This window comes from Bacillus sp. FJAT-29814 (assembly GCF_001510715.1).
Taxonomy (GTDB): domain Bacteria; phylum Bacillota; class Bacilli; order Bacillales; family Cytobacillaceae; genus Neobacillus.
Genome location: NZ_LMTJ01000008.1, coordinates 53,699 through 76,898, shown reverse-complemented (window position 1 = coordinate 76,898; position 23,200 = coordinate 53,699). Strand labels below are relative to the sequence as shown.

At 40.6% G+C, this 23,200-nt stretch carries 25 protein-coding genes and 1 riboswitch; of the genes, 14 read left to right on the top strand and 11 right to left on the bottom strand.

Annotated elements, in window-relative coordinates; genetic code table 11:
* Positions 1 to 138: 138 nt before the first annotated feature.
* Positions 139 to 726 carry an energy-coupled thiamine transporter ThiT gene (gene thiT, locus AR334_RS20460; protein ID WP_066316651.1) on the bottom strand — a complete coding sequence of 196 codons (588 nt, stop codon included), beginning with the start codon at positions 724 to 726 and terminating at the stop codon, positions 139 to 141.
* 122 nt (positions 727 to 848) lie between these two features.
* A riboswitch (TPP riboswitch) is annotated at positions 849 to 957 on the bottom strand.
* A 170-nt stretch (positions 958 to 1,127) separates the two neighbouring features.
* On the opposite strand from thiT, the gene AR334_RS20455 reads away from it, so the two are divergent.
* The 4 genes from AR334_RS20455 to AR334_RS20440 all read left to right on the top strand — a co-directional run bounded on the left by AR334_RS20455 (position 1,128) and on the right by AR334_RS20440 (position 5,098).
* Entirely contained in the window at positions 1,128 to 1,688 is a 561-nt protein-coding gene (locus tag AR334_RS20455) for a GNAT family N-acetyltransferase (RefSeq protein ID WP_066316644.1), read from the top strand.
* 138 nt (positions 1,689 to 1,826) lie between these two features.
* A complete protein-coding gene (locus AR334_RS20450; protein ID WP_066316641.1) occupies positions 1,827 to 3,134 on the top strand; it encodes a hemolysin family protein in 1,308 nt (435 codons plus the stop codon).
* Between the two features lie 318 nt (positions 3,135 to 3,452).
* On the top strand, positions 3,453 to 4,805 hold the full coding sequence (locus tag AR334_RS20445) for a hemolysin family protein (protein WP_066316639.1): 1,353 nt from the start codon (positions 3,453 to 3,455) through the stop codon (positions 4,803 to 4,805).
* A 107-nt stretch (positions 4,806 to 4,912) separates the two neighbouring features.
* A complete protein-coding gene (locus AR334_RS20440) occupies positions 4,913 to 5,098 on the top strand; it encodes a hypothetical protein (RefSeq protein ID WP_066316636.1) in 186 nt (61 codons plus the stop codon).
* A 60-nt stretch (positions 5,099 to 5,158) separates the two neighbouring features.
* On the opposite strand, the gene AR334_RS20435 is transcribed toward AR334_RS20440, so the two are convergent.
* Positions 5,159 to 5,455 carry a hypothetical protein gene (locus AR334_RS20435; RefSeq protein WP_066316630.1) on the bottom strand — a complete coding sequence of 99 codons (297 nt, stop codon included), beginning with the start codon at positions 5,453 to 5,455 and terminating at the stop codon, positions 5,159 to 5,161.
* Between the two features lie 264 nt (positions 5,456 to 5,719).
* Between AR334_RS20435 and AR334_RS20430 the strand changes: the two genes are divergently transcribed.
* Entirely contained in the window at positions 5,720 to 6,025 is a 306-nt protein-coding gene (locus AR334_RS20430) for a HesB/YadR/YfhF family protein (protein ID WP_066316627.1), read from the top strand.
* A gap of 53 nt (positions 6,026 to 6,078) precedes the next feature.
* On the opposite strand, the gene AR334_RS20425 is transcribed toward AR334_RS20430, so the two are convergent.
* Positions 6,079 to 6,618, bottom strand: a complete 540-nt coding sequence (locus AR334_RS20425) for a hypothetical protein (RefSeq protein ID WP_066316624.1) — start codon at positions 6,616 to 6,618, stop codon at positions 6,079 to 6,081.
* A gap of 313 nt (positions 6,619 to 6,931) precedes the next feature.
* Here AR334_RS20425 and atpB point away from each other — a divergent pair, with 313 nt between their 5' ends.
* From atpB to AR334_RS20400, 5 genes are all read left to right on the top strand, one after another.
* On the top strand, positions 6,932 to 7,645 hold the full coding sequence (gene atpB, locus AR334_RS20420; protein ID WP_066316622.1) for a F0F1 ATP synthase subunit A: 714 nt from the start codon (positions 6,932 to 6,934) through the stop codon (positions 7,643 to 7,645).
* 24 nt (positions 7,646 to 7,669) lie between these two features.
* Entirely contained in the window at positions 7,670 to 8,065 is a 396-nt protein-coding gene (locus tag AR334_RS20415; protein WP_066316621.1) for an ATP synthase F0 subunit B, read from the top strand.
* Positions 8,065 to 9,036 (top strand): AtpZ/AtpI family protein, encoded by a 972-nt coding sequence (locus AR334_RS20410; RefSeq protein WP_253701330.1) that lies wholly within the window; start codon positions 8,065 to 8,067, stop codon positions 9,034 to 9,036. Before AR334_RS20415 ends, AR334_RS20410 begins: the two co-directional genes overlap by 1 nt.
* A 115-nt stretch (positions 9,037 to 9,151) precedes the next feature.
* Positions 9,152 to 10,408 (top strand): DUF445 domain-containing protein, encoded by a 1,257-nt coding sequence (locus AR334_RS20405; RefSeq protein ID WP_066316617.1) that lies wholly within the window; start codon positions 9,152 to 9,154, stop codon positions 10,406 to 10,408.
* A gap of 159 nt (positions 10,409 to 10,567) precedes the next feature.
* Positions 10,568 to 10,933, top strand: a complete 366-nt coding sequence (locus AR334_RS20400; RefSeq protein ID WP_066316614.1) for a cytochrome-c oxidase — start codon at positions 10,568 to 10,570, stop codon at positions 10,931 to 10,933.
* Positions 10,934 to 10,996: 63 nt separating this feature from the next.
* Here the strand turns inward: AR334_RS20400 and AR334_RS20395 are convergent, their stop codons facing one another.
* The gene (locus tag AR334_RS20395; RefSeq protein ID WP_156431348.1) at positions 10,997 to 11,815 is read right to left on the bottom strand and encodes a 5'-nucleotidase, lipoprotein e(P4) family; all 819 of its coding nucleotides are present in this window, start codon (positions 11,813 to 11,815) and stop codon (positions 10,997 to 10,999) included.
* 180 nt (positions 11,816 to 11,995) lie between these two features.
* Here AR334_RS20395 and AR334_RS20390 point away from each other — a divergent pair, with 180 nt between their 5' ends.
* Both AR334_RS20390 and ald read left to right on the top strand, forming a co-directional pair.
* Entirely contained in the window at positions 11,996 to 13,231 is a 1,236-nt protein-coding gene (locus tag AR334_RS20390) for a CdaR family transcriptional regulator (RefSeq protein WP_066316608.1), read from the top strand.
* A 128-nt stretch (positions 13,232 to 13,359) separates the two neighbouring features.
* Positions 13,360 to 14,493 carry an alanine dehydrogenase gene (ald, locus tag AR334_RS20385; protein ID WP_066316606.1) on the top strand — a complete coding sequence of 378 codons (1,134 nt, stop codon included), beginning with the start codon at positions 13,360 to 13,362 and terminating at the stop codon, positions 14,491 to 14,493.
* A gap of 53 nt (positions 14,494 to 14,546) precedes the next feature.
* On the opposite strand, the gene AR334_RS20380 is transcribed toward ald, so the two are convergent.
* Both AR334_RS20380 and AR334_RS20375 read right to left on the bottom strand, forming a co-directional pair.
* Positions 14,547 to 15,959 (bottom strand): SpoVR family protein, encoded by a 1,413-nt coding sequence (locus AR334_RS20380; RefSeq protein ID WP_066316605.1) that lies wholly within the window; start codon positions 15,957 to 15,959, stop codon positions 14,547 to 14,549.
* Between the two features lie 95 nt (positions 15,960 to 16,054).
* A complete protein-coding gene (locus tag AR334_RS20375) occupies positions 16,055 to 17,023 on the bottom strand; it encodes a M14 family zinc carboxypeptidase (RefSeq protein WP_066316603.1) in 969 nt (322 codons plus the stop codon).
* A gap of 138 nt (positions 17,024 to 17,161) precedes the next feature.
* Here AR334_RS20375 and AR334_RS20370 point away from each other — a divergent pair, with 138 nt between their 5' ends.
* Entirely contained in the window at positions 17,162 to 17,416 is a 255-nt protein-coding gene (locus AR334_RS20370) for a YhdB family protein (protein WP_066316600.1), read from the top strand.
* Positions 17,417 to 17,532: 116 nt separating this feature from the next.
* Here the strand turns inward: AR334_RS20370 and AR334_RS20365 are convergent, their stop codons facing one another.
* The 4 genes from AR334_RS20365 to AR334_RS20350 form a co-directional block, all read right to left on the bottom strand.
* Positions 17,533 to 18,174, bottom strand: coding sequence for a response regulator transcription factor (locus AR334_RS20365; protein WP_066316597.1), 642 nt, complete (start codon positions 18,172 to 18,174; stop codon positions 17,533 to 17,535).
* Between the two features lie 13 nt (positions 18,175 to 18,187).
* Complete coding sequence (locus AR334_RS20360; RefSeq protein ID WP_066316594.1) at positions 18,188 to 19,303, bottom strand: GAF domain-containing sensor histidine kinase; 1,116 nt, start codon at positions 19,301 to 19,303, stop codon at positions 18,188 to 18,190.
* 162 nt (positions 19,304 to 19,465) lie between these two features.
* Complete coding sequence (locus AR334_RS20355; RefSeq protein WP_066316591.1) at positions 19,466 to 21,205, bottom strand: phospho-sugar mutase; 1,740 nt, start codon at positions 21,203 to 21,205, stop codon at positions 19,466 to 19,468.
* A 178-nt stretch (positions 21,206 to 21,383) separates the two neighbouring features.
* The gene (locus AR334_RS20350) at positions 21,384 to 21,782 is read right to left on the bottom strand and encodes a YhcU family protein (protein WP_066316586.1); all 399 of its coding nucleotides are present in this window, start codon (positions 21,780 to 21,782) and stop codon (positions 21,384 to 21,386) included.
* Between the two features lie 111 nt (positions 21,783 to 21,893).
* On the opposite strand from AR334_RS20350, the gene AR334_RS20345 reads away from it, so the two are divergent.
* Positions 21,894 to 22,817: an RluA family pseudouridine synthase gene (locus AR334_RS20345; protein ID WP_066316581.1), complete on the top strand. Its 924-nt coding sequence runs from the start codon at positions 21,894 to 21,896 to the stop codon at positions 22,815 to 22,817.
* A gap of 38 nt (positions 22,818 to 22,855) precedes the next feature.
* Here AR334_RS20345 and AR334_RS20340 read toward each other — a convergent pair whose 3' ends face one another.
* Positions 22,856 to 23,110: a GlsB/YeaQ/YmgE family stress response membrane protein gene (locus AR334_RS20340; RefSeq protein ID WP_066316579.1), complete on the bottom strand. Its 255-nt coding sequence runs from the start codon at positions 23,108 to 23,110 to the stop codon at positions 22,856 to 22,858.
* Positions 23,111 to 23,200 lie beyond the last annotated feature (90 nt).

The window sequence follows — 23,200 nt, the reverse complement described above, 5'->3', positions numbered from 1 at the left end:
AATCTATGTTAATTGAGAATGATTCTCTTTCTTATATAGTCATTATAACTCTTTTTTTTGAGTTTTGAAGTGGTATTTTTGACAATTGTTCGAAAAAAAAAAGAAAAGCTTTGCAGGCTTTTCTTTTTCCTGAATATTTTACGCTTCATGAAGAAACATTTTTTTAGGCATGGCTGAAATTACCAAAATAATGATAATCGAACTAACAATGAAGTTTGGCAGCATATAGGTTCCATTATAGACCAGCGAATATAAAACTACCGGCTGGCCTTCCGGAGCATATTCGCCGAAAAAGACAATTCCGGAGAAAACATGGCATATATAGCGGAACAAACTGCCAAGAAAGGCACCAAAGGTAACATAGGTCATCCATTTGGTTCTTTCTCCTTTCTCAAAAGACTTTTTAATTTGACCCGCAAAGACACCTGATAAACCAACGACAGTAAAGGCAATAAAATAATCGATTATTCCTTGAATGATCGTATAAATTTGGGCAAATCCAAGAATAAATTGCAATAACCCTAGCAAAAATCCGGTTAACAAACCGCCTTTTATGCCCCAACGGTAGGCAATCAAGAATACCGGCACCATGGCAATGGAAATCGACCCGCCCTGGGGCCAAATTTTTAACGACATGATATTAGCCGCCAAATCCAATAAATAGGCTAGTGCCGAAAAAACGGCGACCTCCGCGATGAAACGTGTGTTACTTTTCTTGCTGTTCACTTTCAATCTCCCCCTTTGTGAAATGGTACTTAGCTACCTGTGTAGCTTCCCGAGCAAGGGGATATTAGTTTTTCCAATAAAAAAAGCAATGCACGACATAGGTTTGTCTGCATTGCTTAAATACTTAGGCAAAACCACATCCCTACGCTAGTATTAACTAACAGGTTCATAGGGTCAGAACTCGAACGTTCACTCTCAGCCGCGCAAATGGCAGCTCCCCCTGTGGAAATATTCACTTATTCCACTTCCGACTATACTATTGTTTCTCCGGTTTGACAAGGAAAAATCACCGATACGAGCTGCTTATGTTTTTTAGGATTTTTATAATCTTCTCTAATTTAACTGTCAGCCGGGAACTGTTTGCATATGATGTAGTAAAAATTTTACAGGAGTATTGCCTCATGTTTACTTTAAAGGTTGATCATGAAATTGAACTCCAATTGTTTCAACGTCATCATACATTGCAGCTTTATCAATTGGTGGAAGAGAATCGGGAACATTTGCGCAGGTGGCTGCCATGGGTGGACAGTATGACTTCGCCATATCAATTTGAATCGGTCATTCCCGTCTGGCTAAATCAATTTGCGGAAGGCAATGCCTGTAATCTTGGTATTGTCTATAAAGGCACTCTTGTAGGGTCAATCGGCCTCCATCAAATTGACTGGTACAATAAAATAGCCTCCATCGGCTACTATCTTGCCAAGAACGCGGAAGGGCACGGAATCATCACACGTACAGTTAAAGGAGTACTAAATTATGCCTTCTATGATCTAGGATTAAACCGCATTGAAATCCGCTGCGGCGTTGAAAACTATAAAAGCCAGGCCATTCCCGAAAGGCTCGGTTTTAAAAAAGAAGGAACGATCCGAGATGGCGAGCATTTAAATGGCTATTTCCACGACATCATCATCTATAGCAAGCTTGCCCGCGAATGGAATGGCAATCATGCAAAGGCATATTAACAACAACATTAAAATGGCTGTCACTACAATGACAGCTTTTTTATATTTTATACAAGTAGAATTTGCCCAATAAGGCAATAATGAGAGAAAGAGTAATGTAAGTGAGGTGGCGTGCCTTACCAAGCTGTAAGGCGACCGATGATTTGGATAAATATTTTAACAATTATGATCCTGATTGCTTTTACCGCTTATTTTGTCGCTTCAGAATTTGCAATTGTAAGAGTGCGGGTAACAAGGATCGATCAACTTGTGGCCGAAGGTCACAAAAAAGCGCAGGCGGCCAAGAAGGTTATTTCCAATTTGGATGGCTATTTATCGGCCACACAGGTTGGAATTACGATTACTTCATTAATTTTGGGCTGGCTCGGGGAACCAACCATTCGAACCCTGTTAAATCCCGTTTTTAACTGGGTTCATATTCCGGCATCACTAGTGCATATCATCTCAGTCATTTTTTCCTTCATTTTAATTACATTTGTTCACGTAGTTATAGGGGAACTTTCCCCAAAAACCTTCGCTATTCAAAAATCGGAGGAAATTATTTTGCTATTCGCTCCATCATTAATTTGGTTTTACAAGTTGATGTTTCCGTTTATTTGGGCATTAAATCGCTCGGCCCGTTTTGTCACGGGACTATTCGGGATTAAGCCGGTCTCAGAGCAAGATATGGTTATGTCTGAAGAAGAGTTACGGCTGATTCTATCACAAAGCTATGAAAGTGGGGAAATTAATCAGTCCGAATATCGTTACATGAATCGGATTTTTGAATTTGACGACAGGATTGCCAAAGAAATCATGGTGCCGAGAACCGAGGTTATTACATTCTCCAAAGATGCTGCCCTAGAAGAGATTATCGACACTGTCAGTAAGGAAGGATATACCCGGTATCCGGTTATCGATGGCGACAAGGACAATATTTTAGGGGTAGTCAACATCAAGGAGGTCTTAACCGATTGCATTCGGCAAAAATGCAACGGCGAACAACCGCTCATGCATTACTTGAAACCTGCGATTCATGTCCTCGAGACAATTCCAATACAAGAGTTGTTGTTGAAGCTGCAAAAAAACCGCTCACACCTGGCGATTCTATCCGATGAATATGGCGGGACGGCAGGCATTGTAACCGTTGAAGACATACTTGAAGAGATTGTCGGCGAAATCCGCGATGAGTTTGATACGGACGAGCTTCCGCTCATTCAAAAATTGGGAGAAAACCATTATCTGCTGGATGGGAAGGTACTGATCAGTGAGGTAAACGATTTATTGGGCACTGCTCTCGATGATGAAGATGTTGACACAATCGGCGGCTGGTTTTTGACCCAGAAGTTCGATGTCAAACAGGGGGACTTCATTGAAAAGGATGGTTTTAGTTTTAAGATCAACGATATTGAGGGGCATCATATATTATTTATTGAAGTGAAAAAAATTAGAGCGTCACCTGAATAAGGGGACGTTCTGTCCTAAAAATTTTTTTCATAATATTTAGAATTAATTTGTTCATATTGTTTATATTTTACCATAAATTGTAGATAAGATTACCTACTCGAACCTAGAACGTTTGACTGTATAGTTTATATTCTTTATAATTATTAGTAATTTATTTATATGTCGAAATTGATTAAGCATAAGAAAAAGTTAACGAGTAATTTGGGTCTCCCTGAGTAAGGCATTCATTAAGTCTTTAAAAATGGTTACAAGTTAATTTTTTATTAAACTAGGAGGTGACACCCTGCTCGTCTTATTGGACGGGATAAGGGAATTTATTTGGACATATTTAACTTGGTTTTAATAGCCATTTTAATCGCGTTAACTGCTTTTTTTGTAGCTTCAGAGTTTGCTATTGTTAAGATTAGAAGCTCAAGAATCGATCAGTTAATCGAGGAAGGAAATTCGAGAGCCATCGCGGCGAAACGGGTAACTTCAAACCTGGATGAGTATCTTTCAGCCTGTCAGTTGGGAATCACAATTACCGCTCTTGGTCTAGGATGGATTGGGGAATCAACGATCGAGCATTTGCTTGGTCCGGTGTTCTTGGCCTTGAACATCCCTGAAAGTGCTACAAAAATTTTATCGATTTCAATTGCCTTTGCGTCGATAACGTTTTTGCATGTAGTGGTTGGAGAACTGGCCCCTAAAACCCTGGCCATTCAAAAGGCCGAATGGATTACCCTCACTTTATCACGGCCGCTAATCTTTTTTTATAAGGTGATGTATCCGTTTATATGGGTGCTGAATGGCTCAGCCCGGATTGTCTCCAGGATCTTTGGATTAAAGCCTGTATCCGAAAATGAAATTGCCCATACCGAGGAAGAGCTGCGAATTATCCTTTCGGAAAGCTATAAAAGTGGCGAAATTAACCAATCAGAGTTTAAGTATGTGAATAAAATTTTTGACTTTGATGACCGCATTGCCAAAGAGATTATGGTTCCAAGGACAGAAATAGTATCGTTATCCAAGGATGAAACCCTTGAAAACGTGCTCAAGATTGTCCGGGAGGAAAAGTTCACCAGATATCCTGTCATTGATGGAGATAAGGACCATATTATCGGTCTTGTCAATATAAAAGAAATTATGACAGATTTGATTGGAAATGAAAAAATGTTCAGCCAAACATTAGAAGACTATATTCGCCCGATAATTCGGGTTATTGAGACGATTCCTATCCACGATCTTCTTGTAAAGATGCAAAAAGACCGCCTGCATATGGCGGTATTAATGGACGAATACGGCGGCACTTCAGGGCTGGTAACGGTTGAGGACATCCTTGAAGAGATTGTCGGAGAAATACGGGATGAATTTGATAATGATGAAATTCCCGAGATTCGTAAAATCAAAGACTACCATTATATTATAGATTCAAAGGTTTTAGTTTCCGAGGTTAATGACTTGTTGGGGGTTGAAATTGACGATGAAGATGTCGATACAATCGGCGGCTGGATATTGACCGAAAATTATGAGGCCAAAGAAGGCGACGTAATGATTCATGAGTCGTTTGCCTTTAAAATCATTGAAATGGAAGAGCACCACATTAAATATATTGAAGTGACCAAACTAGCCAAGGACGGCGAGGCAAACATCCAGCAAATTGCCCTCTCGAAATCCGAGGTGCTATACTAAACAAACCTGTAACGGGTTTGTTTTTTTTTTGCCCCCAAAAATGGGACAGTTGAACTATACATTGGACAACCGTCTTGCATATGTTGCTATTAAGGAGGGGATAAAAAATGAATCAAACAGCTGTTTTATTTTTAGCTTGTATTTTAGCAGGCTTTGCCCTTGTTAAAATGCCAGCCATCTCATTTCTAGCCGGACTGTCATCATTCTTTCATGTTATTGGCGCTCTCGCAATTCTAATCTTTGCATTGGCTATACTCTATTACGGCGTTAAAGCATTAATCAAAAGCAAGTAAGCGCTCTCTTTTCGAAATCAAAATAAAAAGATTAGGATTCTTTTCCTAATCTTTTTATTTTCATTTTGATTTTAACATAAGAATTTCTTCCTCCACTTTTGCAATTTTTACAAGGTGAGTATCCAAGCGGCGATTTAAATGGTGGATGTCACTTCCCTGTTTGCTTTCGATACGTTCCAAAGATTCCTTAATATCGGATAAATCAATCTGGTTGACTGCCACCCTATGTTCGATACTATCCACTTTTTCCAATCTAGCCAGTCTTTTTTCGATATGGTACAGAGTATCATTAAAAGTTTTGATTAAACTTTTTATATCATTAACATTTTCGGATAACTTTTCAAATTCGTTTTCCATTTGCCATAACCCCTTTCTGATTACACCTATCATACCACCGTATTTACCTTATGGATGTTACAATAACAGTAACAATTATATGGTTATTATCAGTCCAAACCTTGAAAATAATGAACATTTTTTAACACTTCATCCATTTTAGTAAAACAGTGAACATTATCATAGGCACTAACGTGAAAAAGTTATATTCTTTAACCAGGTAATCTTTTACCTGAACTTTCTTTGCAAAATAAACCACATTAACAAAAGGTTGGTGCTAAAAATATGTTCATTACAATTGATGAAAAAGCTGTAAATTGGTTCGAAAAAGAATTTGAATTTAATAACCCTTTTAGCATTCGGATGTACCCGCAATATGCTGGTTTTGGTGAAAAACATAAGGGTTACAGCCTTGCCTTTTCAATTGAAACACCAGCAAATGCAGCATTTACGAAACAAGTGGATGGGATAGCCTTTTATATTGAAGAAAATGATATGTGGTTCTTTGAGAATACTGAAACTTATTTGTCTGTGGATCAACTTTTAAATGAACTCCAAGTGACCTATAAAGAGTTTGGAAACGTTCATTAAGGAAAAATAAAAACAAGCCGGGACCTTCATCTCGGCTTGTTCATTATAATAGATTAATTTACTTGATTGCCCAGGCTTGGCGGGAACATTTTTTCTGCCTCATAAACTTTGCCGAGCGCTTCTTCCGCTTTTGTATAAGTGGCTTCAGCAGCTTCAAAGTTTGGTGCATCCTTTTTCAATTCATCTGCTTTTGCTTGATAAGCGGCGGCGTATTGTTTTACAGCTGCTTCGAGGTCGGCCTGATGGTCTTTTAACTCCGCTGGAATTTGCGTGCTATTTAACTCTGCTGCCACAGCTGCAGCAGATTCACTTGCCTTAGCTCTGTCTTCAGCAGTCGGCAAATCTTCCGGTTTAGGATCTTTCTTTGCCGCTTTAGCTTCATATGCATTTAAATCGCCATCTTTAGCGTTGATCTTTTCTGCAAGCCCATTATAGAATTTGACTAAATCTTTTTTAACATTATTTTTTGGAGCTGCAGCTTCCTCGGTTTTTTTCGTATCCTTTTCTTCCGTTTTGCTTTCATCATTGCTTGAGCAAGCAGCAAGACCGAGAACTAGCGCTAAGGCTGAAAGTGATACTAGAAATTTCTTCATGGTTTCTCCCCCATTTTCTCTAAATTTAACAACTTGATTATTGTACAACATAATATAAGACGATTAAAAGCAAAAAGGGTTGCAGTGAAAAGGTGTTTTTTTCTAAAAAAGGTGTCTAATAATAAAATTTTCAACTGTGCAATGTTTACTACCTTTAAAAGCATGGCTACACTTTTATATTCTGAAAATTAGGAATAAATTGTGAACTATCATGCAATAATAATCTTTTCTGTTATACTATAGATGCGAACTTCACTTCTTCCGTTCCTCATCATGTTAGTTCCCTACCTGGTTATGAAAGGGGGTGGACATCATGGAACACGCCAAACCTCAAATTGAGTGGATGAACTTAACGTTTGACTTGTCGATCATTCTGACAACCACTGTTGCAGCCATCATTGTTTTTCTTATTGCCTATTTATTTACACGAAATCCCGATACATACATACCAAACAAGTGGCAAAATTTTATGGAGTGGCTTCTCGAGTTTGTAGAAGACATAATGAATACTTCAATGGGAAAAGCCAACAATTTATTTATTTTATCTACTGGTGTTTCTCTATTAATGTATTTATTCATTGCAAATTTAATGGGGGTCCCCTTTTCCATCATGACGGCAGAGGAGCATCCAGTTACCTGGTGGAAATCTCCAACTGCAGATGCCCATGTAACTATGACACTAGCAATCATGATTATCGTATATACCCATTTTATCGATATTCGTGAAAACGGATTTAAACATTATTTAGTAAGCTTTTTTAAGCCGTTTAAATTTTTGTTTCCGATTAATGTAATTGAGCAATTTGCCACGACATTAACCTTAGGGCTTCGTTTATTCGGAAATATTTACGCCGGCGAGGTCATGCTTGCCTTACTGGCTGCGGCGGTAACGAAAGGTTTTGTTATTGCCTCACTTGCGGCAGTCCCGATGATTATTTGGCAGGCGTTCTGCATTTTTATTGGGGCAATCCAGGCTTATATTTTTGTTACATTAACTATGGTTTACATTGCTCACCGTTTAACATAATCTATAGAAAGGGGAGAAAAGGAATTGGGGGACATTACAGTATTGGGATTGCCTATATCGTTGGGGACGATGATTTACCAGGCTTTAATTTTTACCGTACTTGTATTAATCTTAAAAAAGCTTGTATTTAAAAAGCTCGTTGGTATTCTTGAGAATCGAAAACACCAGATTCAAAACCAATTGCAATTAACTGAGCAATATAAGCTTGAGGCTGAAAATAATCTGCAAATTAGCGAACAAATCCTCAAGCAGGCTAAGATTGATGCAAGAGAAATCAGAAAGCGAACCGAAGGTGAAGCGAAGCTTATCATCCAATCAGCTAAAGAGGAAGCGAGACAAATCCTAAAAGAGGCAAAAACTGAAGCATTCCCTGCTCACAGCCTGTCCTTTTCACATACAGAACAAATTAAGGGGGCGTAATGATGAAGCACAAGTTTACAAAATACTTGGGCCGAGTAACAGAGAATCTCGAATTAGGATTTGAAGAAAAATGGATTTATGTCCATTACACGAAGGGCTCCGTTGAAAAAACAGCTTGCCTGCTAAAAAATGAAGGTAAATCGGAAAAAGAGTATTTGGAAGGGTTTTTTAAAGAGAATAATGTTTCTGAAGAAATGATAAAAGAAGTTAGAAGATTTTTCGAAAAGGGAAAAAACAAGAATGACGAACATTGGAATGAATTTACGAACTTTCTAATGAAAACCCTTTCTTTAAATATGGTGTTTGGCATCACAATTGCTCTTTGTGTATTTGGCGGTTATAAACTGGGCAGTTTTCTCGATGGAAGATTTGGGAAAGATCCCATATTCACCTTAATCGGGACATTTTTAGGAATTGGCCTTGGTGGCATAACCGTTTATTCCATGGTGCAGAAATATTTTAAAACTCCACTCCAACAAGGGAAGCAGGAGGAGCAAAACTCTGCTAAAAAGGCGGCAGTCGACACGAGTAAATATCCAATCATTGAAGTTTCAATTGAGGAGGTGCGAAAAGCAGTCAGGGAATTTTCCGATAACCTCCCAAAAGGAGTCTATCGAACTATCCTTGTTAATGATGATAACAGTATAGACTTTACCCAATTGGCCCATTTACTAGGCGGGATTCCATCAAAAAACTTTTATATGTCAAAAGAAACGTATGATCTATTTGAAGAACATGAAAAAGATATTCCTGTTGAAATGGATATGGTTCAAAAGGCCGTAGACAGTTACGTCAAGGAGCAGAAAAAATACCCGATGCTGCAATTTGACCCGCTTCATAAGGTGAATTATTATCAGCTCCAGCAGGAGAAATATCTAAAATTCGAGCCAAAAACTCAGTTTTATATAACTGATTTAGATGGACTCATCACCCATATAAAGCCAGAAAAGAAAAGCTCCTCTCTAAACTGAGAGGAGTTTTCACATATTGGGAAGCTTTTTAAGAGGTTTTTTTTGCTTTTTATAAAGATTTATTGAGATAATAGCGTCAAATGTTATTTTCATCTTATAAACGAGGGGTACAAAGATGACAGGAACAAAAGGAAATTCAAAACATTTGGCGACTATTTCGCTAATTGTAATGGCAGTCGGATTTCTAGCCACCATTCCACTTCCGCCATCCATTTGGAAAACAATTTTCCAGGGCGGCTTTGAAGCGGGGCTGGTTGGCGGGCTTGCGGACTGGTTTGCGGTTACTGCCCTGTTTCGGCAACCGCTGGGAGTTCCGATTCCCCATACTGCACTGCTGCCTAAGAACCGTGAAAAAATCATTGGCAAAATCATTGCCATGCTGGAGAATGATTGGCTTACAAAGGAAAGTATCCGTGAGAAAATTGGGGGGTTCCGATTTACAGATAAAATATTTGCTGTTGTAAATCAAGAAATCCATTCGGATGCTGTTAAACAAAGTCTAACCGGCCTTACAAAGCATTTGATTACAATGATTAATGTAAACAAACTGGCTCCAATCGTTGAAAAGGAATTGAAAACGCATCTAAACTCTTTGGATATCAAGGATTACATCCCATTATTAATTGATCAAATCTCCCTAAGGAAATACGACGAAAAAGCGCTGGATTTATTCATTGCAGAAGTTGATGAATGGGCTAAGAAAGATACTACAAAATACCGGCTTGGCGGCATGGCTGTTGACATGATTGAAAATATAAAAGTGGATGGGTTTATGCAGATTGCGTTGCGTTCCTTTAGCAATCTTATCAACGAAGAAAAATTGGGGAGCATGATCCAAAACCTGATTCTTAAAGGAATTGACAGTTTCCGAGACCCGTTTAATCAAAACCGGCAAACATTGTTAATCCATATCCATCAAAAGCTGGAAAGCATTAAATCTGATGAAAAAGTATATCTAGAGCTGAACCAATTCAAATCCCAATTAATTGAAAACTGGCAGGCAGAAGAAAAAATCAACGAACTGTTAAGCCAAATCAGGCAAAAAGCATTGGAGTTTGTCGAAGAACCAGACTTTTATGCAGAGTATGTCCTGCCGTTTATCAAGGATTATTTAAGCGACCTTATTTCCGATAAGGATAAAATGGACCAATTAGAATCCTGGATTAAATCGCACATTACTGGATTTATTGATAAAAATCACGCCAAGGTTGGGCAGCTTGTGAAAGAAAATCTCGATAAGCTCGATACAAAAACGCTAGTGACCATGATTGAAACCAATGTCGGCAAAGATTTACAATGGATTCGCGTCAATGGAGCCGTTTGCGGCTTTTTAATTGGGCTTGTTCTAGTAGGGATTAAAGCAATCTTTTAATCATCATAAAAGCACCTTTCTCAAAAGGTGTTTTTTTGTTCATTATCGGACCTTTTTCCCCTAATAAAATTATTTCTCGTCCGACAAAATGACTGTTCTACTTCAAAAATATCCTACATATTTACTACTGTAGTCATTATTTTTATAGGGGGAGTTAAATTGGGTGTAAAGTTTATCAAGATTTCCGTGTGCTACTTTGTTATTGGGGTTTGCATTGGGATGTACATGTCGATGACGGAAAACTTCAACTTCACTCCAGTTCATGTCCATATCAACTTACTAGGCTGGACGGCTATGACACTAGCCGGTCTTATTTATGTAGCGTTTCCAGGTGCAGCTGACACAACATTGGCAAAAGTTCATTTTTGGATTCATAATATCGCATTGCCTATCATGATGATTGGGCTGGCTCTTTTGATTTCAGGTGTCGGCTCCGCTGGTCCTGCAGTTGCGGCTGGAGGTACCTTAATGGTCTTGGGTGTGATCATCTTTGCCATCAATATTCTTAACAATGTAAGAAGCTAAGCAACAATTATTATTCAATAAAATATCAAACGCTGCAGTCAGTTGGCTGCAGCGTTTCTTGATTTAAGGCTCTAAACCCTGAAGGCTGGCCTTTCTAACTTTGCTAATTTCTTCTGGAGATTTGCTAAAGTCATATTGATAAATCGCCGCTTCCCAATCCCCATACATCGGGTTCGGAAACACAATCAGTTTATTGCCATAATCGTTCCGGTCCTGCTCCACCCTGTTTATTCGTTTAGAGGCTGACAGTTGGTCAAATTCTTTAAAATCGTTTAAGTTGTCCCCGAAGAGCAAAACAATCTCATGGGTCTTTGCTACATGCTGGCGGCGGGATTCCTTCCCTAACTCTCCATCTTGCTGTAAAAGAACATGTTCCGCGTCCGCTTGCGGTGCACCGACCTGCTGTAAATTTTTTATGGTTGCTTCCTTATGTGCTTCCTTTCGATTAGATATATAGAAGATTGCTATCCCTTTGGAATCGGCATACTTAAGGAAATCGAGGGCCCCAGGCAACGGTTTCGCCTTTGCACGGTTGAACCACTTGCTCCAGTCCAACAGATTCCCTTTGCCTGTTTGGACCATCCAGGCATGATAAGGACTGTTATCCAGCACTGTCTCGTCTATATCCAGCACAATGGCAGGGTTTTTGCCTTTTCTCTTTTGATTTTTCTTTAGGATTTCATCCAACCGCAGTTTCCCCATATTATAGCCTTGATAATAGAGGGCTTTCGCCTCTCCAGATTTTTGAAACCAAAGAACGGACATCGTATTTTGCTCAAGCAATTGGTCCTTGGTGCTTGTCCCGGTTACGGCAAAGGCAAGTTCTGACGTCACTGTCATTGACAGCACTACAGCAAAAAAACACACCACCAGTTTCTTCATCTTGATTATCCCCTTTCAGCTTTACAATTAGTATGTGAAGAATTCAACTATTCAATCTGAAATTTTTGTCAGGTAATTTTGTAGAAATACATGAACTTCTTCTGTATTTTTTGTAAAATTAAACAAGAGGATGCAAGCGTTAACAAAGATTTTTCTATAAACTTATGGGGGCAAATCTCTTTGAATACTAGATATGATCCATTTAAGACATCATTTGATAGTTTAGATGAATTCGCCGACTTGATTAGCCAGGTGTTACAATGCCCGGTTACCATTGAGGATGCCAATCACCGGCTTCTTGCCTATAGCACGCATGATGAACGAACTGACCCTGCCAGAGTCTCCACGATTATTGGGCGCAGGGTACCTGAAAAGGTGATAAATCAGCTTTGGAAGGAAGGCACGATTCCAGCCCTGCTAAAAACGAAAGAGCCAATACGGGTAAAAAACATGGATGAAATCGGGCTCAGCCATCGAGTGGCCATCTCCATTTGGAAACATGATGAAATTCTAGGCTTTATCTGGGCATTGGAAATCGATCGAACGTTAACAGATGAGGATTTTACGCTGTTAAAAAAAGCGGCAGACGCTGTAAAAAATAAACTGCTTCAGCTGCAGACAAGAAAGAATAAAAAAGAAGAGCGATTTCAAGAATTCTTTTGGAAATTGTTAACCGGTCACTTGAATAATCCAGCGGAAATCAGTGAGCACTTCTATAGCTTGCAAATCACTCCGCCCTCCTCTTTCGCCGTTCTTGTCTTTCAGTTTCAGGTGAACATCACGAGTCAGGATGAACAATCCATCTCGTACCTATTAAAAACAAACCAGCGGTTAAAAATTATCCTTTATACAATTGACTGTAATCAGTTAATTTTGCTGGTATCCACAGACAACTTCGATAATGTGTTTTGGGAATTAGAACAGTTTTCACTATTGTTCACAGGAAAAATGGCAGACCGCTACGGGATTTATAATATCATTCCAGTGTATAGCGGTATCTATCATGACTATCAAAAAATCACGAATGCGTATGAAGAAACGCTGGCTGTCTTATCGATAAAAGCTAAGTTTCCACACGAAACAAAAAATATCTATAACTATCACAAACTGGGTATCTATCAACTTTTTGACCTTCTTTTAGAAAAGAGAAAAACGGAAGGTTACGAAAATTATTCTTTAAGAAGACTTCATCAATATGACCAAAAGCATAATAGCAACCTCGTTGAAACATTAGAGGTCTTTCTAAACTGCGACAATAATATAAATGATGCGGCAAAAGCATTAAATGTCCATGCAAACACGTTAAATTACCGATTAAAACGAATTTCCGAAATTGGGGAGGTTAACTTCAAGGATCCAAATCAGAAAATGATGCTTTTTCTCGATTTAAAACTGGAAAAGTACAAGGGGATATAAACTTTTTGTGAAAATCCCCAAAAAATTCCTCTATCTTTCTCCGATAGCAACAAAGAATTTCCCTGCTAAACAATTTATACTTTAAACAAAGGGATTTCTTATAGTTAAACAGTAGGAGGAATTGGGAGATGTATATTGGTGTACCTAAAGAAATTAAGAACAACGAAAACCGGGTAGCGCTTACCCCTGCTGGTGTCAGTTCATTCGTTACAGCCGGGCATCATGTTTTTATCGAAAAGGACGCTGGAATTGGAAGCGGTTTCAACAATGAAACTTACGAGAAAGCTGGTGCTGAAATTCTCGAAACTGCCGAAAACGTCTGGACCAAAGCAGATATGATTATGAAGGTAAAAGAACCGCTCCCTAGCGAATATCAATACTTCCGCCAAGGATTGGTGTTATTCACTTATTTACACCTTGCTGCCGAACCTGAGCTGGCACAAGCACTTAAAGATAAAGGCGTTATTGCCATTGCCTATGAAACGGTTTCTGTAAACAGGACACTTCCTCTTCTGACACCAATGAGCGAAGTGGCCGGCCGTATGGCAGCGCAAATCGGTGCTTCCTTCTTGCAAAAAAATAATGGCGGCCAAGGAATCCTTCTTGCCGGAGTCCCAGGAGTAAATCGTGGCAAGGTGACAATTATTGGCGGCGGCATTGTCGGAACAAATGCGGCAAAAATGGCGATTGGCCTGGGTGCTGATGTCACGATCATCGATCTAAGTGCTGACCGTCTGCGCCAATTAGATGATATTTTTGGAAATCAAATTAAAACATTAATGTCCAATCCTTATAATATCGCCGAGGCTGTTGCTGAGGCAGACCTATTAATCGGCGCCGTCCTTATTCCTGGGGCAAAAGCTCCTAAACTTGTTACAGAGGAAATGGTCAAAACAATGAAGCCTGGCGCGGTGATTGTGGATGTAGCAATTGACCAGGGCGGAATTGTAGAAACGATCGATCATGTGACCACACACGATAACCCAACGTTTGAAAAACATGGAGTCATCCATTACTCTGTTGCCAATATGCCAGGGGCGGTACCAAGAACCTCAACGATTGCGTTAACGAATGTGACGGTTCCTTACGGATTACAGATTGCGAGTAATGGTGTCTTTAAAGCAATCATCGGGAATCCTGCTTTAAAGCTTGGTGTGAACGTGGCAAACGGAGAAATTACGTATGAAGCAGTGGCAAAAGACCTCGGCTACAAATACGTTCCTGTAGAAAAGGCGCTTGAAAAAGAACTTTCAGCTATCTAAACGATAAAAGGAACTCCTCCACAAAAAGGGTGGGGGAGTTCCTTTTACAGACTTTATAAATATTTTCGGTGGACGCCTTTCCCATCATACGAGAACAACATCGCCCGATCTTCAATCGTGGTTTCCATATGAACCGGCCGGCCCCAAAGCTGATGAATGTATGGGAGTACCTTTTCCAAATACTTAACATCGAGCTCCACCCCTTCAAACCAGTGCTTTAAGTATAGCTCGCCGTTTTTCATATAATCGCCGTCATTGACCGTAATGTATGGGAACCCACCGTTAACTCGCATATTGACCAACTGGTCACGCACATGCTCCCATTGCTTATCGACAATTTTATAGTCCCGTCCCTGCTTTTGGAACAGGTACATATCTTCCCTCATGACCAAATCTTTTGTTAGATAATTTCTCAAGAAGGAAATATCCGATTCAATTTCGCGAACCTCGAACATCTTCTCTCGGCCGGACCCTGGCTTTACGCCTCTACGCTTCATCTCATCTGTCGGGTTATCATATCTTTCTTCAATGTCCTCAAGTATTTTTAAGCCCAGATAATAAGGATTGATTCCGGTTTTTGATGGCTGGACGACACCGGCATTTAATTTGGCAAATTCAATCGCCTCACCGCTGGTCAAGTTCATTTCCCGGAGGATCCTCTGATGCCAATACGATGCCCAGCCTTCGTTCATGATTTTGGTTTCAAGCTGCGGCCAGAAATACAGCATTTCTTCCCGCATCATCGTTAAAATATCACGCTGCCAATCCTCCAGCTCGCGGCTGTAGGATTCAATGAACAGCAACAAATCCTTCTCCGGCCTTGGCGGAAATTTCTTTTTGCGCTTTGGTTTTTCCTCAGTCTTCCCCTTATCATCAAGTTTCCATAGATCATCATATGGAGACGCTGTAGGACTGATATCGTCTTCTTCATCCTCGTCCTCGATTGACCAGGCGAGCTTTGGCCGCATTAACGACGGGTCAATATGTTCATCAATCGACAGCACGGCATCAAGGAATTTCTCGACTTCTCTTTTTCCATATTGAATTTCATATTGATGAATCCGTTCCGCGGTTGCGGCCATACTTTCGACCATATCACGTTTCGTATTTTGGAACCGGACATTATTCTTAAAGAAATCACAATGAGCTAATACATGGGCAACGATGAGCTTGTTTTGGATTAAGGAATTGGAATCCAGTAAAAATGCATAGCATGGATCAGAATTAATAACCAGCTCATAAATCTTGCTTAATCCCAAATCATAGTGCAGTTTCATTTTATGGAATTGCTTCCCGAAACTCCAGTGCGAAAATCGGGTTGGCATTCCATAAGCTCCAAACGTATAAATAATTTCAGCTGGGCAAACTTCATATCGCATCGGATAAAAGTCCAAACCAAAGCCGGTTGCAATTTCGGTTATTTCACCAATGGCATATTCCAGTGCTTTCCTATCTGCCTCATTCATCAGCCACTCCCCCTTTTCCTCTTACCACAATGTATGAAGGGAATCGGGGATTGATGAAATAAATGTCAATACCTGATTGGGAAGTCTATCGAAAATCAGTGAGGAAGTTTTCTTGCTTCCTTTGCCAGCTTTAGTCCAACCTGCCTGTTTCGCTTCCACTCAGATTGCAGCATGGATATTGGCGGATTTGTTTCCCCAACGAGGGGGCAAATCTCAATGGTCAGCGCCGGACGCCGATAGCGGGTTATAAACCAATCGGTAAATCCCCCTCCAATCGCATCCTCAGGGGGTTTTGCCAATTTATAGCCTGTCAATGCACCAATTTTTTTTGCCAATAAGTGATCACGATTGCGATATTGTCCATTTTGATAACTCCAGTAAATTTCCTGTCCTGCGGTATGGTAAGCAACGGCAATCGATGGCTTGGTGTCTTCGATCAATTTTTTCACCGCAATGACTTCCCTTGCCTCAAAAGGCTTTTTTCCTTTAAATAACTTGTAATAAGGTCCCTGCGGCCCTTGATTAAGTTTGTTCCAGCCCGCAGGATACTGACGGTTTAAATCAATTCCGATACCATTAGCCTTCCAACTTTCAAAATTCTCTACCCCATCGTTCATGATGATCAATTGCTGAAGTTCGATCGGCGGGAATCCTTCCAGCTGATTCTGCTGGATCATGACACCATCCGGATTGAGCATAGGGACAAACCAAATTGATACTTTATCCAAAAGCGCAGTTATTTTGGGATCTTTGCGGTACAAATCACCATACGCATCGACCATCTTCATCAACAGCAGACTTGTTAACCATTCCCGTCCATGGTGAGCGCCTATCATCACAATATTTTTTTCGGCTTTTCCAAGCTTCAGTGCCCAAATATTTCGGCCAAAGTGAGTCGTTCCGATGCTTTTCACTTCAATATCTTTACCAAATTTCGTGTTTATTTGCATGAGGTCCTGTTCAAATGCTTCGTAGGTATACGGCCCATTTGCAACTGCCATATTTGCCTGCACTTCGTCACATAACACCATAAATATCAATAATAAACATAATGTTCTCGCCATAATCACTCACATTTCTTATTTTTATACAGGTAAAAGTTGAAAACCTTGTGAACAGTGGGTGTCAACATTTTCTGCGGGTGTTCTCTTTTAAATGTCATACAATAAGCTTAACTCCTAAATAAGGAGGAGACAGATCAAATGAATAAAATGGATTATGACCGGGCGTTATACTATACGCACCGATCTGAATGGGATAATTTGCTGATATTAATGGTTCGGACTACGGATCAATTTTTATCAAAGAAAATCGAACATTTCCTGCATGCCTACAATTTTGAACGTGACTATTCTGTCATTGAAAAGAAGCTATATAGCCTGCTGCGTTACATCGACCATGCAAATGAAACCGTTGAACACGACACGAATGAGGTACCGATGTATAGTCTTTCCTGAAAAAACAAGGGGAAACCACTTTTTGTTGAGGAACATTTTAACAACCGGAGATTAGAATTTAGAATTCCACCAAAAAACACGGCTTTCACCTTAGGAAAGCCGTGTTAAACTTGATTTCAATTTTTTACAACCCCATTTCGCACTGCGAAAAGTGCCGCTTGGGTACGGTCGGCAACCTCAAGCTTAGCCAAAATGCTGGAAACGTGAGTTTTTACGGTTTTTTCGGTAATGTATAAGGTGGCCGCAATCTCTTTATTACTTTTGCCGCTGGCTATTTCCTTTAATACTTCAACTTCCCGTTTCGTCAGTTCATCTAGCGGCTTTTGTTCTTCATTTTTTAGCGTATAGCGGGAAAGTAAATGGGTGGCCGCTTTTGGATGCAGCTGATTCTCCCCTTGCATTAGCTGTCTGATTGACTTGACCAGTTCCTCCGGCTCGATATCTTTTAGTTGGAAACCAGAAGCTCCGGCCTCGATTGCCGGGATCACATGGTTTTGATCCGAAAAACTGGTAAGTATCATTATTTTTTGATGAGGCTGTGTTTCAATAATTCTCCTCGTGGCCTCAATCCCATCCATTACGGGCATGGCCAAATCCATCAGAATCAAATCAGGCATTAGTTTCCCAGCCATCTCGACGGCTTCCTGCCCATTCTTTGCTTCCCCGATAATTTCGATGTTTTCCTGTGTTCGCAGAAAAAATACCAAACCCCGTCTGACTACGTGATGGTCATCGGCGATTAATATGCGTATTCCCATGTTTTTCCTCTTCCTAAAACGGTATTTTTACTTGCACCGTTGTCCCCTTGCCAGGGTTACTTTTTAGTTTAAAAGAACCTGCTAATGATTCTGTCCGATTCTTCATGCTCTTTAGCCCGAGAGATGGCAGCTCTTTCGTATCGTCATAAATAAAACCGCTGCCTTTATCTTTAAATATAAGCATAATATACGTTTCCGAGGCCTCAATGGATAGGTCGACTATAGACTGTCCCGAATGTTTTTTGCAATTGGCCAATGCCTCCTGACCAATCCGCCAGATCCCCTCTTCAATAGCGCATGGCAGATGGATGACACCATTTAACTTGATATTCACCGTTAAACCAAGCATTTCCCCATAACTGCATAACGCGCTGACAATACCTTTTTCTAATCCCCTTGGCCGCAGCTGCCAAATTAACGCCCTCATTTCATTTAACGCTTCCTGAGCCAAATCCTGAATATAACTGAATGTCTCTCTAACTTCCCTTTTATCAATCATTTCTTTGCCGCCGGAAGCAGTAAGACTTAAGGAAAACAGCAATTGATTGACAGAATCATGCAGGTCCCTGGCCAGTCTATTCCGCTCTGCCGCTAAAGCGATTTCTTGGTCTTTCTGGGTTAATTTTATTCGTTTTAGTGCTGTACCGATTTGTAAAGCCACTGATTCCAATAGCGCCAATTCTCCGTTAGTAAAATGCTTTTTAAAAGGAGAACCCACATTTAGGATGCCAAATTTTTCATCGCCCGCTTTAAGCGGTACGGTGGCATGGTGGGTTAATCCCCTTGTATCACCCATTTTCCGTTCAATCGCATCTTCCAGGCGTTTGCATTCAATGATATTGGTAGCCTTATCCAATCGCCCATCGCTATAGCGGTCGATACACCAGCAATCGCCGCTGCACATGGGAGTATAGTTGTTATGAGATAAGGCCGGCGGCAAATTTTCCTTAGCAGCCAGTTCGAGTCTCCCGGAATCATCAATTAAAAAAATCCACCCCGTTTGTAATCCTGTTACATGCAGCAGCTTCTTTAAAACCTCTGAAAGGACGATATACGGATCTGTCCCTCGATTTAAAAGTTCTGCAATTTCCTTTAAAATTTGCAAATCCGATAGATGGTTCTCCCCCATTATCTTTATCCCCCAAATTTTGCGGCCTTTTTCCTCATTATACCAAGAATGCCTCATAACTCCTTAGAAAAAAGTATCGCTTTTACTAAGACTAAAGTCGTAACTTAAAAGCAAAGACCCCGAAAGGCAATGCCTTTCGGGGCTTAACATCGGACTCTCCTTTTAGGATTGAGCCTGTTTGATTTTTTGGTCGACAACTGACATAAAGTCCTGTTCAATTTGCAGCAATTTTGCTTTGCTTTCTGCAAGGCTTGAACTGTTTACGCCAAAATAAAATTTAACTTTTGGCTCTGTACCCGATGGGCGTAAGCAGACCCATGTTCCATCCTCAAAGGTATATTTAAGAACATTGGATTTTGGCAGGTCGATTTTTTCTTCACCAGTGGATGTCATTCTTTTTCCAATTAAGTAATCTTCAGTTACAGCCGTTTTTAATGATCCAAGGTCAGTAAGAGGTTCGTTGCGGAAGGACGTTAAGATCCGTTGAATCAATTCTGCGCCCTCTTTGCCTTTTAAGGTCAATGAACGCAGGCCTTCCTGATAATATCCGTATTTTTCAAAAACGCTCATCAAACCTTCGTAAAGAGACATGCCTTTCTTTTTATAATAGGCACAAACCTCGGTTGCAAGCAGAGCGGCCTGAACGGCATCTTTATCACGAGCAAAGTCACCGATCAGATAGCCATATGATTCCTCATAACCAAATAAAAAGGTGTATTCACCGGTTTCTTCATATTGTTTAATTTTCTCGGCAATGAATTTAAAACCAGTTAAGACGTCTTCTGTCTCTAACCCATAAGCAGAAGCAATTTTACGGCCGATCTCCGAGGTTACAATCGTCTTAAATACAATTCCATTCTTGGGCAGCGTGCCTTTTTGCTTTTTCTGGGATAATAAATAATCCAGCAATAGGGCACCAGTTTGGTTACCTGTCAGGACAACGTACTCGCCCTCGTGATTCCGAACGGCAATCCCCAAGCGGTCTGCATCCGGGTCTGTACCGATTAACAAATCGGCGCTAACCCGTTTCCCTTCACGGATAGCCAATTCAAAAGCGGCGTGCTCTTCCGGGTTAGGGCTTTTAACCGTTGAAAATTCTGGATCCGGGAGCTCCTGTTCTTTTACAACCGTCACATTTTGATAACCCAAGGCTGCAAGTGCGGCCCTAACAGGCTTGTTGGCAGTGCCATGTAACGGAGTAAAAACAATTTTGATCTCTGTTTCATTAGCAAGCTCCGGATTTTCGGAGATAGTTTTAAGTTTATCTATGTAAACCCGATCAATTTCTGCTCCGATCGTTTTGATTAAACCAGTCGAACGCAGCGTCTCTTCACTGTCAACCTTCATCAGTAATTCATTGTTAATTTCATTCACCTTGGCAATGACCTCATCAGCTGGTGCCAGCGGAAGCTGCCCGCCATCAGGACCGTAAACCTTATAGCCGTTATATTCCGGTGGATTATGGCTTGCTGTAATGACAATGCCAGAAAATGCATTTAATTGCCTCAATGCAAACGATAGTTCCGGTGTTGGCCGCAGTTCATCAAACACATAGGTTTGAATCCCTCTTGTCGCCAGTGTTCTGGCCGCTTCCATAGCAAATTCCGGTGATTTATGACGGGAATCATACGCAATGACCACACCACGCCCTTTTGCCTCATCGCCGTGACCCTCTATGTATGCAGCTAAACCGGCAGAAGCTTTACGGACAGTGTAAAGATTCATCCGATTAGTGCCGACACCAATCTCGCCCCGCATTCCGCCGGTGCCAAACTCCAAATTCTTATAAAAAGCTTCTTCCAGCAGTTTCTCATCCTGCCAAAGTGCTTCCAACTGTTGTTTCAGCTCAGAATCCAAATCTTTGAATTCCAGCCAACTTTTCGCAGTCGCTTTCCAGTCCATCCTTAGGACCCCTCCTTCGAGTTGCAGTTTCAATAATATTGTTTCTTGTCGCCAGGGTGTAACTCCTTTAAAAATTGCCATCAATTAGCCGACAATTTTTGCATTCTCCTATGTATACAACAATCCCTTTCTATAATACCTTAACCATAAAAAAAGAAAAAGCCTAGACGGCTTTTTCTTAGATCAGCAATTCATTGTCCGCTTTTGTATACATACTCAGTATTGTATTTTTCATATTTTTCGCTTCAACAAATTGTGCGTAGGCAAACGGAAATACCAGGCCAAACTCCTCAAGAGTTGCCACATTTTTATTAAACAACGCCTCATATTGATCATCAAGCAGCGGGGATTCAAGGATGGAGATCAAAGTTTGGATACTAGCCATCACTTGAAAGGCATCCCTCAATGTACCAAATTCCTGCAGCTGCTGTTCGGAAGTATGCAATATTTCCAATTGTTGGAACTGATCGATATCATCATCAGAAAAATAAAGCGGAAAAATATTTGAATATATATACCTCACTAGCTCACAAATTTCTTCTTCTTGACCCGGAGTCGAGGCAAAAACAATCTTCACTACCAACCCACCTTTGCCATCGCTGTTTTCTGTCGTATTATATATGATAAGAATACCATATCTAATCCTACCTTTTCGGTGGTAATTAGTGGATAGCAGGTGAGACTAGTCATGCTTCATACAAGCCGCATGGGAGAATGGTTTCAAGTCATTGTCCCCAATCATTGGCAAGGAAAAACCATTGAAAGTCTGTTTCGGGATCTGTGGGAGGTCCCAAAAAAATTAACTCACACTTACCGAATGGAAAAAAAGGTTCGGATTGATGGCGAAGCAGCCAATTGGGGAACGCCGCTCGCTGCTGGTGCAAAGCTTCAGCTTCGTTTATTCGAGGCGGAAGAAACGCATATTACTCCACATTTCCAGGAGTTGGAAATTCTTTTTGAGGATGACCATGTGCTGGTACTCAATAAACCGCCGTTTATCAACACTCATCCAAATGATCCTAAACAGGAAACAAATACCCTGGTAAATGGCGCCTGTTTTCATCTGCTGTCGCAAGGCGAAATACGCGACATCCGGCAAATTCATCGCCTAGACCGGGATACTTCCGGAGCGATCCTATTTGCTAAGCACGCCATGGCAGGCGCAATTCTCGACCGTGCACTTGTTGAGCGAAAAATAAAACGCACCTATTTGGCATTGGTAGATGGCATATTAAAACAAAAACGCGGTACCATTCAAGCAGCAATTGGCCGCGACCGCCATCATCCAACAAGAAGAAGGGTATCACCAACCGGACAAGCAGCAACCACCCATTACTCAGTAGTGATGGAAGATAAACAGGAAAAGCTATCGTATGTAAAATGCTGGCTCGATACGGGAAGAACCCATCAAATTCGCGTTCATTTTAGTCACATCGGCCATCCATTACTGGGGGACACTCTATATGGAGGGAAACCAGTGGTTCATAGGCAGGCATTGCATGCAGCCAAACTTGAATTTACTCATCCTTTTACGGAAGAAAAAATTGTTTGTCATGCACCGTTTAAAGATGAACCGGATATTTTTAAAAATATCGATTTGTTGACCATTTGAAAAAAGCCTCCCCAATTTTAAAGGGAGGCTTTTGCCTTTTAGCTTGCTTTTCGGAAGGCCCGCATAATGAAGCTTAACAATAAGACTAATACTGCTGCACCGATGATGGCAGGTATGATCGCAAAGTCTGCCACTTCTGGTCCCCAGTCTCCTAAAACTGCCTGTCCGAGCCATGCTCCTACAAATCCTGCAATGATATTTCCTATAATACCGCCTGGTACATCCCTGCCTACGATAAGGCCGGCTAACCATCCAATAACTCCGCCTACAATTAATGCCCAAATAAAGCTCACGTTAGAACACTCCTTTTCAGTATTCACCGATTTACTTAATTTCTAAGCTGTTGAGCCTGTACAAACAGTAGCACTGCCTGTACTAAATAC

Coding starts and splice junctions, on each gene's coding strand:
- atpB (WP_066316622.1), top strand. CDS start 6,932: ATGGAACACGCCAAACCTCAAATTGAGTGGATGAACTTAACGTTTGAC.
- AR334_RS20405 (WP_066316617.1), top strand. CDS start 9,152: ATGACAGGAACAAAAGGAAATTCAAAACATTTGGCGACTATTTCGCTA.
- AR334_RS20370 (WP_066316600.1), top strand. CDS start 17,162: ATGAATAAAATGGATTATGACCGGGCGTTATACTATACGCACCGATCT.
- AR334_RS20360 (WP_066316594.1), bottom strand. CDS start 19,303: ATGGGGGAGAACCATCTATCGGATTTGCAAATTTTAAAGGAAATTGCA.
- ald (WP_066316606.1), top strand. CDS start 13,360: ATGTATATTGGTGTACCTAAAGAAATTAAGAACAACGAAAACCGGGTA.
- AR334_RS20410 (WP_253701330.1), top strand. CDS start 8,065: ATGATGAAGCACAAGTTTACAAAATACTTGGGCCGAGTAACAGAGAAT.
- AR334_RS20440 (WP_066316636.1), top strand. CDS start 4,913: ATGAATCAAACAGCTGTTTTATTTTTAGCTTGTATTTTAGCAGGCTTT.
- AR334_RS20375 (WP_066316603.1), bottom strand. CDS start 17,023: ATGGCGAGAACATTATGTTTATTATTGATATTTATGGTGTTATGTGAC.
- AR334_RS20425 (WP_066316624.1), bottom strand. CDS start 6,618: ATGAAGAAATTTCTAGTATCACTTTCAGCCTTAGCGCTAGTTCTCGGT.
- AR334_RS20430 (WP_066316627.1), top strand. CDS start 5,720: ATGTTCATTACAATTGATGAAAAAGCTGTAAATTGGTTCGAAAAAGAA.
- AR334_RS20450 (WP_066316641.1), top strand. CDS start 1,827: ATGATTTGGATAAATATTTTAACAATTATGATCCTGATTGCTTTTACC.
- AR334_RS20355 (WP_066316591.1), bottom strand. CDS start 21,205: ATGGACTGGAAAGCGACTGCGAAAAGTTGGCTGGAATTCAAAGATTTG.
- AR334_RS20365 (WP_066316597.1), bottom strand. CDS start 18,174: ATGGGAATACGCATATTAATCGCCGATGACCATCACGTAGTCAGACGG.
- AR334_RS20455 (WP_066316644.1), top strand. CDS start 1,128: ATGTTTACTTTAAAGGTTGATCATGAAATTGAACTCCAATTGTTTCAA.
- AR334_RS20345 (WP_066316581.1), top strand. CDS start 21,894: ATGCTTCATACAAGCCGCATGGGAGAATGGTTTCAAGTCATTGTCCCC.
- AR334_RS20380 (WP_066316605.1), bottom strand. CDS start 15,959: ATGAATGAGGCAGATAGGAAAGCACTGGAATATGCCATTGGTGAAATA.
- AR334_RS20395 (WP_156431348.1), bottom strand. CDS start 11,815: ATGAAGAAACTGGTGGTGTGTTTTTTTGCTGTAGTGCTGTCAATGACA.
- AR334_RS20435 (WP_066316630.1), bottom strand. CDS start 5,455: ATGGAAAACGAATTTGAAAAGTTATCCGAAAATGTTAATGATATAAAA.